The organism is Pseudomonas sp. AC172 (genome assembly GCF_979258595.1).
In genome coordinates, this window is record NZ_OZ409868.1 from 2,481,280 (window position 1) to 2,496,545 (window position 15,266).

15 protein-coding genes are annotated in these 15,266 nt (G+C 59.4%); 3 read left to right on the forward strand and 12 right to left on the reverse strand.

The genetic code is table 11. The annotated features are described in order from the left end of the window. Window positions 1-17 precede the first annotated feature (17 nt). The 11 genes from ACZ0A4_RS11130 to ACZ0A4_RS11180 form a co-directional block, all read right to left on the reverse strand. Window positions 18-1,064 (reverse strand): isopenicillin N synthase family dioxygenase, encoded by a 1,047-nt coding sequence (locus ACZ0A4_RS11130; RefSeq protein WP_463558622.1) that lies wholly within the window; start codon window positions 1,062-1,064, stop codon window positions 18-20. A gap of 495 nt (window positions 1,065-1,559) precedes the next feature. After that, window positions 1,560-2,477, reverse strand: coding sequence for a catechol 1,2-dioxygenase (catA, locus tag ACZ0A4_RS11135; protein ID WP_463574683.1), 918 nt, complete (start codon window positions 2,475-2,477; stop codon window positions 1,560-1,562). A 171-nt stretch (window positions 2,478-2,648) separates the two neighbouring features. Beyond that, window positions 2,649-2,939, reverse strand: coding sequence for a muconolactone Delta-isomerase (catC, locus tag ACZ0A4_RS11140; protein WP_463396569.1), 291 nt, complete (start codon window positions 2,937-2,939; stop codon window positions 2,649-2,651). A 15-nt stretch (window positions 2,940-2,954) separates the two neighbouring features. Then, window positions 2,955-4,073, reverse strand: coding sequence for a muconate cycloisomerase family protein (locus ACZ0A4_RS11145; protein ID WP_463574685.1), 1,119 nt, complete (start codon window positions 4,071-4,073; stop codon window positions 2,955-2,957). Between the two features lie 21 nt (window positions 4,074-4,094). Next, window positions 4,095-4,856 carry a 1,6-dihydroxycyclohexa-2,4-diene-1-carboxylate dehydrogenase gene (locus ACZ0A4_RS11150; RefSeq protein WP_463574687.1) on the reverse strand — a complete coding sequence of 254 codons (762 nt, stop codon included), beginning with the start codon at window positions 4,854-4,856 and terminating at the stop codon, window positions 4,095-4,097. Window positions 4,857-4,876: 20 nt separating this feature from the next. Continuing rightward, window positions 4,877-5,890 carry a benzoate 1,2-dioxygenase electron transfer component BenC gene (benC, locus tag ACZ0A4_RS11155; RefSeq protein WP_463574689.1) on the reverse strand — a complete coding sequence of 338 codons (1,014 nt, stop codon included), beginning with the start codon at window positions 5,888-5,890 and terminating at the stop codon, window positions 4,877-4,879. Window positions 5,891-5,910: 20 nt separating this feature from the next. Next, complete coding sequence (benB, locus tag ACZ0A4_RS11160; protein ID WP_463574691.1) at window positions 5,911-6,399, reverse strand: benzoate 1,2-dioxygenase small subunit; 489 nt, start codon at window positions 6,397-6,399, stop codon at window positions 5,911-5,913. After that, window positions 6,399-7,754 (reverse strand): benzoate 1,2-dioxygenase large subunit, encoded by a 1,356-nt coding sequence (benA, locus tag ACZ0A4_RS11165; RefSeq protein ID WP_463574692.1) that lies wholly within the window; start codon window positions 7,752-7,754, stop codon window positions 6,399-6,401. Before benA ends, benB begins: the two co-directional genes overlap by 1 nt. A 153-nt stretch (window positions 7,755-7,907) precedes the next feature. Continuing rightward, the gene (locus tag ACZ0A4_RS11170) at window positions 7,908-8,864 is read right to left on the reverse strand and encodes an AraC family transcriptional regulator (protein ID WP_463574693.1); all 957 of its coding nucleotides are present in this window, start codon (window positions 8,862-8,864) and stop codon (window positions 7,908-7,910) included. 879 nt (window positions 8,865-9,743) lie between these two features. Continuing rightward, window positions 9,744-10,667 (reverse strand): bifunctional helix-turn-helix transcriptional regulator/GNAT family N-acetyltransferase, encoded by a 924-nt coding sequence (locus ACZ0A4_RS11175; RefSeq protein WP_463574695.1) that lies wholly within the window; start codon window positions 10,665-10,667, stop codon window positions 9,744-9,746. A gap of 67 nt (window positions 10,668-10,734) precedes the next feature. Next, window positions 10,735-11,010 carry a hypothetical protein gene (locus ACZ0A4_RS11180; protein WP_463574697.1) on the reverse strand — a complete coding sequence of 92 codons (276 nt, stop codon included), beginning with the start codon at window positions 11,008-11,010 and terminating at the stop codon, window positions 10,735-10,737. A gap of 137 nt (window positions 11,011-11,147) precedes the next feature. Between ACZ0A4_RS11180 and ACZ0A4_RS11185 the strand changes: the two genes are divergently transcribed. Beyond that, a complete protein-coding gene (locus tag ACZ0A4_RS11185) occupies window positions 11,148-11,984 on the forward strand; it encodes an AraC family transcriptional regulator (RefSeq protein ID WP_463574699.1) in 837 nt (278 codons plus the stop codon). 54 nt (window positions 11,985-12,038) lie between these two features. Next, window positions 12,039-12,635, forward strand: a complete 597-nt coding sequence (locus ACZ0A4_RS11190) for a LysE family translocator (RefSeq protein WP_463574701.1) — start codon at window positions 12,039-12,041, stop codon at window positions 12,633-12,635. Here the strand turns inward: ACZ0A4_RS11190 and ACZ0A4_RS11195 are convergent. After that, window positions 12,632-13,402, reverse strand: coding sequence for a PAS domain-containing protein (locus ACZ0A4_RS11195; RefSeq protein ID WP_463574703.1), 771 nt, complete (start codon window positions 13,400-13,402; stop codon window positions 12,632-12,634). The two genes, ACZ0A4_RS11190 and ACZ0A4_RS11195, sit on opposite strands and share 4 nt — an antisense overlap. A 231-nt stretch (window positions 13,403-13,633) precedes the next feature. Between ACZ0A4_RS11195 and ACZ0A4_RS11200 the strand changes: the two genes are divergently transcribed. Further along, complete coding sequence (locus ACZ0A4_RS11200) at window positions 13,634-15,259, forward strand: APC family permease (protein ID WP_463574704.1); 1,626 nt, start codon at window positions 13,634-13,636, stop codon at window positions 15,257-15,259. Window positions 15,260-15,266 lie beyond the last annotated feature (7 nt).

Consider the following 15,266-nt stretch of genomic DNA (forward strand, 5'->3'; position numbering starts at 1 on the left):
CTTGAGCGAGTGATGAGTCAGGCAGATTTGCGAACGGGCGGTGGCGGCAGCAGCGCGTCGGCGTAGAAGCGCTGCGCGACATCGGGATGCGAGCGCAAACGACCTTTGAGGTAGTTCCAGCCGACATCGCGAAACAGTGGGTTGAGCGGATCACTGGCCGGCCCGCGCGCCTCGCGTAACAGTGCGGTGGGCAGCGGATACAGCGGCACCACGGCGTCGAGTTGCGCGCCAAGGAAGAAGGCGATGGACAGGCGTTCACTGCCCTCGGGCGGTGATACGACCCGGTGCACCGTAGCGCGCAGATAACCGTTGCTGGCCAGCTCGAGCAGTTCACCGATGTTCACCACCAGAGTGTTCTCGCGCGGCAACGCGTCGATCCAGCGGCCGTCTTCGATTTCGACCTGCAGACCGGCCTGCTGGTCTTGCAGGAGAAAGCTGAGGAAACCGGAGTCCTTGTGCGCGCCGACACCTTGATGGCTCGACTCGCTGGACTGGCCGGGATAGCGCATCAGTTTGATGTGTTCGTTGGGTTTGTCGCCGTAGAGTTGATCGAAAGCATCGGCGCGCAGCGACAGTGCCTGAGCGAAGGCGCGCAGCAGGCGCAATGACATCCGCGTCATCGCCTCCTGCCATTCCAGCAGTAACGGTTTCAGTTCCGGCAATGCCGCCGGCCATTGATTGGGACCTTGCAGCCGCGCCCAGAACGGGCTGTCCGCCGTCAAGGGCAGCGCCTCGCGCTCGGCGCCCAGATCGAACTGTTCACGCAAATCGGGCTGGCCACGGGTGATCTCCGAGGCGGCACGGTTGTAACCGCGAAAGTGCGGTGAATTGATCATGCCAACGGCGGTTTTCTCGCTGTCGGACAAGGCGAAGAACTGCTGAGCATGAGCCTGAACGCGCTTGAGTAAAGCGCTGTCGATGCCGTGACCGGTCAGGTAGAAGAAGCCAACATCGCGGGCGGCGTGGCGCAGGTTTTCAAGAAACTCGTAACGCTGCTGTGCCGTGCCTTCGAACAGCGACAGGTCCAGCGTCGGTAATGCGGTGATGTCGAGGGTATGCGGCATGATTCACTCCCGTGTGAATCAAACCTGAAAAACCTGTGATCGATTCAGCGTGTGCCGTCATGGCAATCGGGGGTCTATCGGTTTGATGCGTTTTGATTCGTCGTTAAATCAAAACTAAACGATCTTAAAAACGCTGAGCCAATATCTTTTTCGCATTACCTTAGGCCTGATTTCCCCTCACCCCAGCCCTCTCCCGGAGGGAGAGGGAGCCGACCGAGGTGTGTATCGCGATACATCGACCTGAACGACCGAGTCGATTATGGATTCGGCACAAACTGTTCAGGTCGGCGTAGCACTAAATATCGCCTCGGTCAGTACCCTCCCAGCCCTCTCCCGGAGGGAGCCGACCGAGTTGTTTAGCGTTATGCACCGACCTGAACGACCGGGTTGGATTCGGTACAAAACGTTCAGGTCGACGTAGCACTCAAGATCACCCCGATCAGTCCCCTCTCCCTCTGGGAGAGGGTTAGGGTGAGGGAATCAGACGACGCGGTATCAAGCCTCTTGCAACGCACGCGGCCGCTGACTGCGCTGTTCGGCACTGATGTCCGGCGCCGGTTGCAACTGGAAGTCGAACTTCAGCTCGGCATAGCGCCCCAACGCCGCGTCCTCACGAAACACCACCTCCCCGACCAACCCTTCACGGGTCGCATAGGCGAAGTCATCCCACAAATACTGATCACCCGACAGATTGATCTGCGTGGTCAGGTGCCGATGCCCCGGTGCACTGATGAAGAAGTGCACATGGGCCGGGCGCTGGCCATGGCGGCCGAGCAGGTTCAGGCATTCCTGGGTCGGCCCTTGCGGATCGCAACCATACCCGGACGGCACGATACTGCGAGCGCGGTAACGGCCTTCGGCGTTGGTGATGATGCGGCGACGCAGGTTGTATTCGGACTGGCTCGAGTCGAAAAACGAGTAGGTGCCCTTGGTGTTCGCATGCCACAGGTCAACCGTGGCACCGGCCAATGGCTGGCCATGCAGATCGAACACCTGACCTTCAAGAAGCATCACCGTGGCGACGCCCTCCTCACTGCCGTCATCCATTCGGCACTCACCTTCACACAACGGTGCGCAAGCCACGTACAGCGGGCCTTCGATGGTGCGCGGCGTGCCGCCGGTCAAGCCGACCTGTGCGTCCTTGGCGTCCTGCAACAGGTCGAGGAAATGTTCCAGGCCAAGGCCGGCGACCAGCAGTCCTGCTTCCGAGCGAGCGCCCAAACGGTTGAGATAATCGACCGATTTCCAGAACTCGTCCTCGCTGATTTCAAGGTCTTCGATGATTTTCGCGCTGTCCTGCAAGATGCGCAGGACGATGGTTTTCAGCCGGGAGTTACCGTCATCGTTGGCAAGACCGGCGGCTTCTTTGAAGAAGGCTTGCAGTTCGGCGGTGTGGGCAATTTTCACGGTCATGGTGGTTTACCTCATCTTGTTTTTTTCGGCGCAGTTCTCTTACTCAGCGCACTTCCCCTGTGGGAGCGAGCTTGCTCGCGAATGCGTTGTGTCATCCTGCATCTATGGCGACTGGCTCACCGCTTTCGCGAGCAAGCTCGCTCCCACAAGGAAAATGCGGCGAGCTCAGAATTAGCGGTCGTCGCTGTGCATCGACGACGGATGCCGGCACAGGCCATCCACCTCGATGTCCATGTAGGGAAACAACGGCAAGCGCATCAGCGTGTCGTGCAGCGCCTCAACGCTCGGCACATCGAAAACGCTGTAATTGGCGTAGTGCCCGGCAATGCGCCACAGGTGCCGCCATACGCCTTCGCGTTGCAGGCGTTGCGCGAGTTCCTTCTCGTCAGCCTTGAGCCGATTGGCCAGTGACGGATCCATATCGACGGGCAATTTCACGGTCATTTTTACGTGGAACAACATGCTGGTTCTCCTGATTCAATGGCGACGAAAACGCGCCAGACGCTCTTCATCCAGCGCTAGGCCAAGGCCCGGAGTTCGCGGGATGTGCAGGTGAAAATCGCGGTACTGCGGCGTTTCGATGACGATGTCTTCTGTCAGCAACAGTGGGCCGAACAGCTCGGTGCTCCAAGTCAGTTTCTTAAGGGTCAGGAAGGCATGCGCCGAGGCCAGCGTGCCGACGGAGCCTTCGAGCATGGTGCCGCCGTACAGCGCGATGCCAGCGGCTTCAGCGATCTGCGCGGTTCTGAGCACGGCACGCGGGCCGCCGTTCTTGGCGATTTTCAGGGCGAACACACTGGCGGCGCCGTCGGCAGCGAGGCTGAAGGCGTCTTCGACACTTTCGATCGATTCGTCGGCCATAATCGGTGCCGGGCCGCGCTGATTCAGGCGAATCTGCCCGGAGCGATTGACCCGCGAGATCGGCTGTTCAATCAGGTCAATGCCGTTGTCACCCAATACCTGGCAGCCGCGAATCGCCTGGGATTCATCCCAATACTGGTTGACGTCGACCCGCCTGGCGCGTTCGCCCAAGGCTTTTTTGATCGCCACGACGTGCTTGAGGTCTTGCTCCAGCGGATTGGCGCCGATCTTCAATTTGAAGATGCGATGGCGGCGTGCTTCAAGCATCTGCTCTGCTTCGGCGATGTCGCGGGCGGTGTCGCCGCTGGCCAGAGTCCAGGCCACCTCGAGGCTGTCACGCACGCGGCCGCCGAGCAGCTCGCTGACCGGCAGTCCGAGGCGTTTGCCTTGAGCATCGAGCAGTGCGCTTTCGATGCCGGACTTGGCGAAGGTGTTGCCTTTGGCGATCTTGTCGAGCCGCTGCATCGCCGCGTTGATGTTGTCGGCTTCCATGCCCACCAGCGCTGGTGCGAGATGCGCATCGATATTGGCTTTGATGCTTTCCGGGCTTTCGTAGCCGTAGGCTAGGCCACCGATGGTGGTGGCTTCGCCGATGCCTTCAATGCCATCGCTGCAACGCAGGCGCAGGATCACCAGCGTCTGTTTCTGCATCGTGTGCATCGCCAGTTTGTGCGGGCGGATGGTCGGCAGGTCGACGATGATCGTCGACAGGCTCTCAATCAGAACTCGCTGCATTTCAATGTCCTTGAAAAGTGCTCAACCGAGGTCGCCGCCACCGACCGGCAAGGTCACGCCGGTGATGTACGAGGCGTCATCGGAAGCCAGAAAGAGGATCGCTCCGACCTGTTCGTCGAGGCTGCCGTAGCGCTTCATCAGGCTGCTGTCGAGGGTTTGCGCGACGATCTCCTGATACCAGGCCTGCTCCTGCGCCGACTGTTCGCCGGCACTGCGCGGGATGCGTCGCGGCGGAGCTTCGGTGCCGCCCGGTGCGGTGGCGTTGACGCGAATCCCGCGCTCGGCGTTCTCGAACGCCAGGCACGCAGTCAGGGCATTGATGCCGCCCTTGGCCGCGCCGTACGGCACGCGATTGATGCTGCGGGTAGCGATCGACGACACGTTGACGATGGCGCCGCGCCCTTGCTTGAGCATGTACGGCAGCGCCGCGTGGCAGCACCATAGAGTCGGAAACAGCGAACGGCGCACTTCCGCTTCGATCTGTTCGACTTCGTAGTGCTCGAACGGCTTGGCCCAGATCGTGCCGCCGACGTTGTTGATCAGGATGTCGAGGCGGCCGAAGGTGTTGATCGCCTCGGCCATGACCCGCGCACAATCGGCGTATTGTTCAAGGTCAGCGGTCAGCACGAGAACGCCCTCGCCTTGCATTTCGTGAACCAGTTCGGAGCGATCAACCGCGACCACTTGCGCGCCTTCGTTCAGCAGGCGTTCACACACACGGCGGCCGATACCCTGCGCCGCGCCGGTGACCAGCGCGACCTTGTTGGAGAATCTGTTGTTCATGACAACCTCGGAAAAGGATTTCAGGCAGCCGCAGCGGCAAATTTTTCGTAGTAGAAATTCGCAGGGGTGATGCCCTGCTCGCGGATGTATTGGCTGACGGCTTCAACCATCGGCGGCGGCCCGCACAGGTACACGTCGACGTCGCCCTCATTGAGATGGCGCGGCTCAATGTGCTGAGTGACGTAGCCCTTAAGCGGATGCGCGCTCTGCGGGTTGGCGACGCAGGCGCCGAAGCTGAAATTGGCGATGCGGGCGGCGAAGGCTTCGAGGCGGTCGAGTTCAACCAGATCGAAGTCATTGGTGACGCCGTAGATCAAATGCACGGGATGATCGCTGCCCTGCTCGGCGATTTTCTCCAGCATCGCGGTGAACGGTGCCAAGCCTGTACCGCCCGCCAGCAACAAGAGCGGACGCTTGATTTCGCGCAGGTAAAAACTGCCCAACGGCCCGGCCAGATTCAGGCTGTCACCCGCCTTGGCCAGCCCGGTCAGAAAGCTGCTCATCAAGCCACCGGGCACGTTGCGAATCAGAAAGCTGACCTCGCCGTTCTTCTGCAACGAGCTGAAGGAATAGGCGCGGGACTGTTCGCTGCCGGGCACTTGCAGGTTGACGTACTGGCCCGGCAGAAACGCCAGTTTGCTCAGCGCCTCGCCCTTGATCGACAGCGCGATTGTGCTCTCGGACAACTGTCGTACATCGCTGATCGAGGCCTGGAAATTCGCCTGTTCGGTCTTGCACACCTGCGAACCGGCCGGCACTCGCACGACGCAATCACTTGCGGCGCGCATCTGGCAGGTCAGCACATAACCTTGCGCAAGCTCATCTGCGCTCAAGGCGTCTTCGATAAAATTGTCGCCCATGTCGTAACGCCCGGCTTCGGCGAAACATTTGCAAGTGCCGCAGGCGCCGTCACGGCAGTCCAGCGGGATGTTGATGCCTTGGCGATACGCCGCATCGGCCACGGTTTCATGGCCGCCAGCCTCGATGAATCGGGTGACGCCGTCTTCAAAATTAAGCGCGATCTGGAAATTCATGGTGCACCTCGTCGTGTCGACTAGATGTGATAAATGTCGATGACCTGACGGACGTAGTCGTTTTTCAGCACGACTTTCTTCGCCTTGATCAGCGGCTGTTCGCCGCGCAGATCGAGGGTGTAGAAACTGCTGCCGAAGTAGCTGTCGGTGACCTGGTAGCGAAAGCTCAGGGTGTGCCAGTTGAAACGCACTTGGCACTGGCCTTCGCCGTGCTCGACGATTTCGATGTTGCTCAGGTTGTGCGAGGTGCGGGTGTCGGGGATGGTCGCGCTGGAGCGTTCGGTCTTGATCCGGAAGACGCGGTCTTCGAGGCCGCCACGGTTGCCGTACCAGATCAACGAGATTTCGCTTTGCGGGTCTTCGGTGAGTTTGTCGTTGTCGTCCCAGGCCGGCATCCAGAAAGACGCGTCGCAGGCGTAGAGTTCCAGCCATTGATCCCACTGGCCGTCATCGAGATAGCGCGCTTCGCGGTAGAGAAAATCGCGCACGGTGTCGTAGAGATTGCTCATCACACGGCCTCCACGGAGATCAACTGTGGCTCGGTGGCAGCGGCCTTGAGCATGGTTTCTTGCCAGTACTTGTGTTGCAGCACAAACAAGCCTTCGTCCTCGGTACGCATACCGGAGAGCAACGGTTTGAGATCGATTTCTTCGGCGGCAGCGTCAGCGCCTTCAACCCAGTGGGTCGCGCCCCGGGACATGTCGTTCCAGCCTCGCCCGGCGCCGTATCCGGTCTGGCACGAACGAAACTCTTCCAGGTCATCCGGCGTGGCCATGCCGCTGACGTTGAAGAAATCTTCGTACTGCCGAATGCGTTTGGCGCGCGCCTCGGCACTCTCGCCTTTGGGGGCGATGCAGTAAATGGTGATTTCGGTCTTGTCGACCGAGATCGGCCGGGCGATACGGATCTGCGAACTGAACTGATCCATCAGGTAAACGTTGGGGTACAGGCACAGATTGCGCGAGTTTTCGATCATCCAGTCGGCACGGGCCTGACCGAAATCCCGGGCGAGTTCGTCGCGGCGCTCGTAAGCGGGACGGTCTTCGGGGTTGGCCCAGCGGGTCCAGAGCAACAGGTGGCCATGATCGAACGAATAGAAACCGCCGCCCTTCTTCGCCCAACTGCCGGCGCTCATGGTCTTGATCGCTTCGCCCGCTTCGCGCTGTTGGCGCTGGTTCTGGGTGGCAGCGTAGTTCCAGTGCACCGAGCTGACGTGGTAGCCGTCGGCACCGTTTTCGGCGGTGAGTTTCCAGTTGCCTTCGTAGATATACGAGCTGGAACCACGCAGCACTTCCAGGCCTTCTGGCGACTGGTCGACGATCATGTCGATGATCTTCGCTGACTCGCCCAAGTGTTCAGCGAGGGTTTTCACATCGGCATTCAGGCTGCCGAACAGAAAGCCGCGATAGGATTCGAAACGCGCGACTTTGGTCAGGTCGTGGGAGCCTTCGCAATTGAAACCCTGCGGGTAACCGGCTTCGCTCGGGTCTTTGACCTTGAGCAGTTTGCCGCTGTTGTTGAACGTCCAGCCGTGAAACGGGCAGGTGTAGCTGGAACGGTTGCCGGACTTGTGCCGGCAGAGCATGGCGCCGCGATGGCTGCAGGCATTGAGGAACGCGTTGAGCACACCGTCCTTGTTGCGCGCGATAAAGATCGGCTGACGCCCCATGGTGGTGGTCAGAAAATCGTTGTTGTTGGGGAGCTGGCTTTCGTGGGCGAGGTAAATCCAGTTGCCTTCGAAGATGTGCGCCATCTCCAGTTCAAACAGACGCGGATCAGTGAACATCTCCCGCTTGCAGCGGTAGGCACCCTTCTCCTTGTCTTCTTCAAGCATGGCATTGAGGTAATCGATTCCCAGGGACATGGCCGGGGCCTCCATTGTTATTGTTCAGGCCAGGTCAGATTAGGGAGGCGATGCACGGGGCAATAGCCGAATCCTGCAGATCGCTATCCGTTTTTTGCAGGATGGCGCGCGTCAGATGATCCGGATTGTTTTATAGAGGGTTTAACGGGAGCTTCAATGGCGGCGTTTGAAGGTCTGCGACGGCAGTTCGCCGAACTGCTGACGATAGCTTTCGGAGAAACGGCCCAGGTGCAGGAAACCGTAGTCCAGGGCCAGTTCAGTGAGGTTACGTACCGGACAGCTCGGATCGCTGAGGCAGGTGTGGATGCGCGCAAGTTTGCGCTGGCGGATGTATTGCATCGGTGTGACGCCGAGTTGGCGCTCGAACAAGCTGTACAGCGAGCGCGGGCTCATGCTCGCCTGCGCGGCCAGATGTTCGGCCGGCAGATCCTGTTTCAGATTGCGCTCGATGTAATCGACGATGCGCTCGAAGCTGACGTTCGGTGCACTCAGGCACTCACGGCTGACGTTGGTGTTCATCAGCGAGATCAGTTTGCTGCCGATGATCTGCGCGTAATGCTCCTGCACGCGCAGCAACGGATCGCTGGCCTCGGCTTCCTGGCAGATCATCGCCAGCAGGTGGGTGAAGCCTTCCAGCTCATCCAGCCGATAGTGATTGCGCAGGAAACGGATACCACTTGCCGGACGCTGCCAACGCTGCTCGTCGCACACCGATTCGAGCACGCTGACCGGCACCTTGAGGATGAATTTCTCGCAATCATCCGAGTAAGTCAGATCGACCCGATCATCCGGGTTGATCAACAGCAACTCGCCAGGCACCAGATGCTGCTCGCGCTTGTGCCCGCGCCAGAGGCAATTGCCTTGCAGCAGCACTTGCAGATGGTAAACGGTCTCTAGCGCCACCGAGGTCACGCGCACACTGCCGCCATAGCTGATGCGCGCCAGATCGAGGTCGGCCAGTTTTCGGTGGTTGAGGCTGGCTTGCGGGTGGGCGGTCCTGGACAGGCCGATGAAGTGCTGGCCGACGTGCTGATTGACGTAGTCGGAGACGGCATAAGGGTCAGCGTGACGGAACACGCTGCTGCGATCGCTCAGCAGATGGCTGTCCATGGGAAATGCTCGTTGTTGTCGTTATTTTGGTTTCACGGGGTTTCAGGCATCACGAGTCACAGTACGCCGGAGTGTCAGGGTGGGCAATTGGACGAAGGTTTGGGTACTCGATAATCGAACACTTTTTGCGGATTACAGAGTGGTTTTAACAACGCCTACACTTGCGGAAGAAATGCCCTACACGCCAAAAAATCAGATACAGAAAATTCCTACTTATGACAGCTTTAAAAGGACAAAAAAAGCCCGCTTCAGTCGAAACTGAAACGGGCTTTTCCCACATTAACGGCCGTTACTTCAGGCCGTCAAAGTGGTCTCGCAGGAACTCGTAAAAGCGAAAGGCTTTAAACAATCTCCATACAAGGCTCAGCGTACGCAGCAAAAGCTTCATACGTTTTGGCCTCCAGGGCTGGGGGCCAAACCTCCAGCAAGCTTACCGGACCATGCTTGCTTTCAGCCTGAACGTCAGTTCGACTAGTGAGGCGGCCGGTTGAAAGCCCTCTGAGCCATCATCCCGGCACGGGTGCAAAACCGTGTCAAAGGGAATGAAACTGTTAAGTTTTCCAGCCAGACCTCACTACCGAACCAACATACGAGCGCCTGCATCATAACCTCAATAAAAGGATTTCATGCAGAGAGTTCTATTGCCTTTGTAAACCGTTATTTCTGTCTGTTTATTAGAGTAAGCAGATCTGGAAAAAGTCGTTCAAAAAAAGCCATTACCGTTGCAAGGTGGCGCAAAGGCTCATACTATCCTCACACGTCAGTTCGGCTAGTGAAGCAACAAACCTCGGTCGCAAACCAAGGTTTACAAAAAAACCACCTCGCTAAGGTGGTTTTTTTTCGTCTGCCTTTTCACTGCACCCGACGACGAAAAACAGATCACAACACCCGCGCCCACGTCTGACTCACCAGATCCTTGCCAAAGCTGTGAACCGCCTCCTCCTCCACCAATTCAAATCCGGCCTGCTGATAAATCTTGCGCGCTGCCGTCAGGTTGCTGGTCGTCCACAAGGTCATTTTCTGGTAGCCAATCTGCCGGGCAAAGCGCAGGCACTCCTCGACCAGACGGCTGCCAATGCCCAAGCCCCGCGCGCTGGCGTCGACGTAGAGCATGCGCAGTTTGGCGGTGGTGGCGTCCTGGCGAACGATGAACACGGAGCCGATGACCTTGCCGTCCTTTTCCGCTATCCAGCAGCGCTCACAGGTGGGGTCGTAGTCGCGCAGGTACTTGGCGACCACCTCGGCCACCAGCGCCTCGAACTCTGAGTTCCAGCCGTATTCGCGGGTATACAGTGCGGCTTGCTGTTGCATCACCGTGCCCATGTCACCGGGCTGCGGATCGCGCAATACATAGTTCGAATCCTTGTTGCCTTGCAGCAGTGTCTGAATCAGCGTCATGGCGCCGATCAGTTGCTTCTGCTGCGGCTCCGGCAATCGTTCGAGCATGGCAACGATCTGTTCACGGGAGGCCTTTTCCAGCGGAGTCAGGATTTCCCGGCCCAGATCGGTTAAGTGCAATTGCGCAGCGCGGGCATCCGTGGGCGACGGGACTTTCTCAATCAGGCCGCGCTTCTCGAAACCGCTGATGATGCGACTCATGTAACCGGCGTCCAGCCCTAGCATCTGGCGCAGATTCGCGCTGGTCAGGTCACCGCGCGAGGCCAATTCATACAAGATGCGCAGCTCAGTCAGCGAGTAGTCGCTTTGCAGCAGATGCTCCTGCAGTACGCCGATCTGATGGGTGTAGAAGCGGTTGAAGCCGCGCACAACGTCGGCTTGCTGAAGGAGATGGCTGCTGGACATGACCCATGCTCATATAATTGCTTTAGGCAACTATATATTTGCCTGAAGCAACGATGTCAACAGAAAGCTATCGACACTTGGCCAACACTACCTGACAGGTAGCTGGCGTCCCCCCTGAGCGCCCGGCATAACGAATACAGTTGTTCATCGACTTCTGCCGCGCCATGTTCAAACTGGAACCCCAGGCCAGACCGCCCTCGCCGACCGACGGCAAGGCCTTGGCGTAGCAGGCATCGCCAACACCCGACGGTGGATAGTGTTTTCGGCTGGAGCAGCCTGCGGTCAGCGCCAGGCTTAGGCCGATCAAGGTGAGCAGGCCCCAGAGCGAGCATCGGATGAGCATCGTATTTCACCTGCTGCCAAAGGGGTTGCGACCTACAGAGTCTAGTCCCCTCACCTGCACAAATCTTCTAAACGTGGATGACCATTGCGCGGTATTTTATGGGGCCGCACCTTTCAACGTCGAACTCTGGAGCCTTCGTGGATAAACGCAACTGGATCGAGCTGTCCCAGGATGTCGACACCGGGATTGAATCGATTCGCGCTCACTTCGAGGGGCATGCCTACGATCCGCACTGGCATGACAGTTTCCTCGTCGGCGTCACCGAGCAAGGTGTGCAGCAGTTCAATTGTCGCCGCGTGCGCCATCGCAGTACGCCGGGCAACGTGTTCCTGCTGGAGCCGGGCGAAATCCACGATGGGCAAGCGCCGACCGAGGAAGGTTTTACCTATTCGATGCTCTACCTCGATCCGCACTGGCTGGAGCGCGAAATGCACGCGCTGTTCGAAGACGCCCCGGCCGACAGCCAGCCCGGTTTTGCCGACACGCTGAGTCAGGACCCGCGTCTGGCCACAGCGATCAGTCACGCTTTCCATGCGGTGCATGACGGCGATCTGCGCATCGTCCGGCAGACCGCCATCGATGGTTTGCTGGGTTCGCTCACGCGCCATCTCGACTGGCGCAAACGTCAGGAATTCGATCCGCGCCTGCCATTGGTGGCGCAACTGGCACGGGATTATCTGCACGCGCATACCTATGAAGATATCGGTCTCGATGATCTCGCGCAGGTCTGCGGGGTAGACCGTTTTCGTCTCAGCCGCGCCTTCAAGACAACATTTGGCCTGGCGCCGCACGCGTACCTGATCCAGTTACGGCTGGCCAAGGCGCGGCAATTACTTGCCCGCGGTGAAACACCGGCGCAGGTCGCCAGCGTGCTCGGTTTTGCTGATCAGAGTCACCTCGGGCGCTGGTTTCGCCGGGCCTACCAACTCACTCCCGCCGACTACCGCAAGCGCTGCTCAAACCTTCCAGACTGACGCGCACCGACTGGCGATCATGGCTTCCTGTGTTCACTCCCAAGGAATCCGCCCATGGCGTCATTATTGCCCTTCCTGCTGTTTGCTTTCGTTGCCTCGATCACGCCGGGGCCGACCAATATTCTGGTGTTGAGCCACAGTTCACGCCAAGGCTTGGTCGCCACGCTGCCGATCATTTTTGGCGCCTGCGCGGCGGCGGCGCTGATTGTGTTGGTGGTTGGCCTCGGTGCCGGCGAAACGTTGCTGCGCTACCCGCGTGTGCAGCAAGGCATGGCCTGGGGCGGCGTGCTCTGGTTGAGCTGGCTGGCGTGGCAGATCTTTCGAAGCGCGCCGCCATCGCTGAACCCTGCTGATACACACGGGGAAGGTTTCAGCGTGCTGGGCGCCGCCATGCTGCAACTGGTCAATCCCAAGGTGTGGATGATGGCCGTGGCGGTGGTTAGCGTGTTTGTCGGCGGTGGCGACAAAACCCTGCGGCTGCTGGTGTTGTCGCTGGCGTTTCTGTTGGTGTCGCTGCCGTGCATGACGTTCTGGGCGTTGCTGGGTGTGGGCAGTGCGCGGTTGATGGGATCGCCAAAGGCGTTCAAGCGGATGAACGCAGCACTCGCGTTGTTGTTACTGCTCTCGGCCTGGCTGACCGTCCTGGCCTAGTGCCCCGTGGCGTGGCGATACTCGCGGGGGGTAAAACCAGTCGATGCCTTGAACTGGCGGGTGAAAGCGCTGTGATCGGTATAACCGCATTGCAGCGCCACATCGGTAATCGGCAAGTCGGTGTGCAGCAATCGATGCGCGTGTTCGAGGCGCACTTTCTGGATCATCTGCCGTGGCGTCAGGTGGAACACCCGTTTGCAGTAACGCTCCAGTTGCGCGACTGAAATACCGGCAATGCGGGTCAGCTCACCGAGGGTCACGCGGCGATGGAAATTCGCGCGGATATGTTCATCGACAGCCGCCAGCCGCTCGAATGCCGGGTGCGTTTCACTGGCCGATTGCAGGTCCACCGAAATCCCCGCCAAGCCAATGATCACCCCATCACGGTTGTACAGCGGTTGCTTGTGCGTCAGGCACCAGCCCGGTTCGCGACTGCCATACAGATGCAGCTCCAGCTGATCTTCCAGCACAAAGCCCTCCTCCAGCACCTTGCGATCCTGCTCGGTGTACCCCGGCCCGAGTTGCGCCGGGAACACCTGCGCGCTGGTTTTTCCTAGCAGCGGGCGCAAATCCTTCAAGCCACAGCGCTGCACCAGCGTGCGGTTGGCGAGCACGTAACGGGCTTGCACATCCTTGATGAAAATCGCCGCGTTGGGGATCACATCGAGCATCGGCAACAGCAGCGCGGCGCCGGCCAAGAGTTCCTCCAGTGTCTGCGGACGATGCCCATCAATGCCTTGAGACAGGATCGAGAAAGCCTGCTGCATCAAACAATCCCCTCATAACGTGGATGGACAAAGTGCCTGCCATGCGGCCTTCGCGTGCAGATTGCAGCATCGTTCAAGACCTGTCGAGGGCCACGTTTCGCCAGCGCGATTGTGCTGATTTCGTCATCGAAGCCGCCGCAAAACATCAATCGCCACAGCGTCGACAAGTTCAAAGTCTGGCCGTCCCAGTGACACAACTGCCTATCCAATAACTCACAAGAAGGCGATGCCATGTCAGGCCAAGGCAAGTTCAAAAAACAGCTTTCACTGATCGACCTCACATTTATCGGGCTGGGGGCGATCTTCGGTTCCGGCTGGTTGTTCGCGGCCAGCCATGTGTCCGCCATTGCCGGGCCGGCGGGGATTTTTTCCTGGCTGCTGGGCGGCTTCGCCGTGTTGTTGCTGGGCATCGTCTATTGCGAACTCGGCGCCGCATTACCGCGTGCAGGCGGCGTGGTGCGTTATCCGGTTTACTCCCACGGGCCACTGCTCGGCTACCTGATGGGCTTCATCACCCTGATCGCGTTTTCCAGTCTGGTGGCGATCGAAGTGGTTGCTTCACGCCAATACGCGGCAGCGTGGTTTCCCGAGCTGACCAAGGCTGGCTCTGGCGATCCGACGATCCTCGGCTGGATGGTGCAGTTCGGCCTGCTCTGTGTGTTCTTCCTGCTCAACTACCGCAGCGTGAAGACCTTCGCCAAAGCCAACAATCTGGTCAGTGTGTTCAAGTTCATCGTGCCGCTGCTGGTGATCGGCGTGCTGTTCACCTTCTTCAAACCGGCCAACTTTCACGTGCAAGGTTTCGCCCCGTTCGGCTTGTCCGGTATCGAAATGGCGGTATCGGCGGGTGGCGTGATTTTCGCTTATCTGGGGCTGACACCGATCATCTCGGTGGCCAGTGAGGTGAAGAATCCGCAGCGCACCATTCCCATCGCGCTGATCCTCTCGGTGCTGCTGTCGACGTTGATTTATGTGCTGCTGCAAATGGCCTTTCTCGGCAGTATCCCGACGGAAATGCTCGCCAATGGCTGGGCCGGTATCAGCAAGGAGTTTTCCCTGCCGTACCGCGACATCGCACTGGCACTGGGCGTGGGCTGGCTGGCCTGGCTGGTCGTCGCCGACGCGGTGATCTCGCCAAGTGGTTGCGGCAACATCTACATGAACGCGACCCCGCGCGTGATCTACGGCTGGGCGCAGACCGGGACCTTTTTCAAAGTCTTCACCCACATCGACGAAAAATCCGGCATCCCACGTCCGGCACTGTGGCTGACCTTCGCCCTGTCGGTATTCTGGACACTGCCGTTCCCGTCGTGGGAAGCGCTGATCAACGTGGTCTCCGCCGCGCTGGTGTTGAGCTACGCCGTGGCGCCGGTGTCCGTGGCTGCGCTGCGTCGCAATGCGCCAGACATGCCGCGGCCGTTCCGGGTCAAGTGCATGGGTGTACTCGGACCGGTGTCGTTCATCATCGCCGCGCTGATCGTTTACTGGTCGGGCTGGAACACCGTGTCGTGGCTGCTCGGCCTGCAGATCCTGATGTTCGTGGTGTACCTGCTCTGCGGTCGTTTTGTGCCGACCGCTCACCTCAATCTGGCCAGCCAAGTGCGCTCCTCGGCGTGGCTGATCGCCTTCTACGCGGTGACCATCGTGCTGTCGAAACTCGGCACCTTCGGTGGCCTGGGCATCCTCGCTCATCCGTTCGACACCCTCATCGTCGCTGCTTGCGCCACCGGCATTTATTACTGGGGCGCGGCGACCGGTGTGCCGGCGCATCTGCTGCGTCTGGAAGAGGACGACGAAGAAAGCGAAGTCACCGCCCCTGCCTCGACCGTGGCTGCGCGCCCTGCCGGTGCCTACTGAAATCACC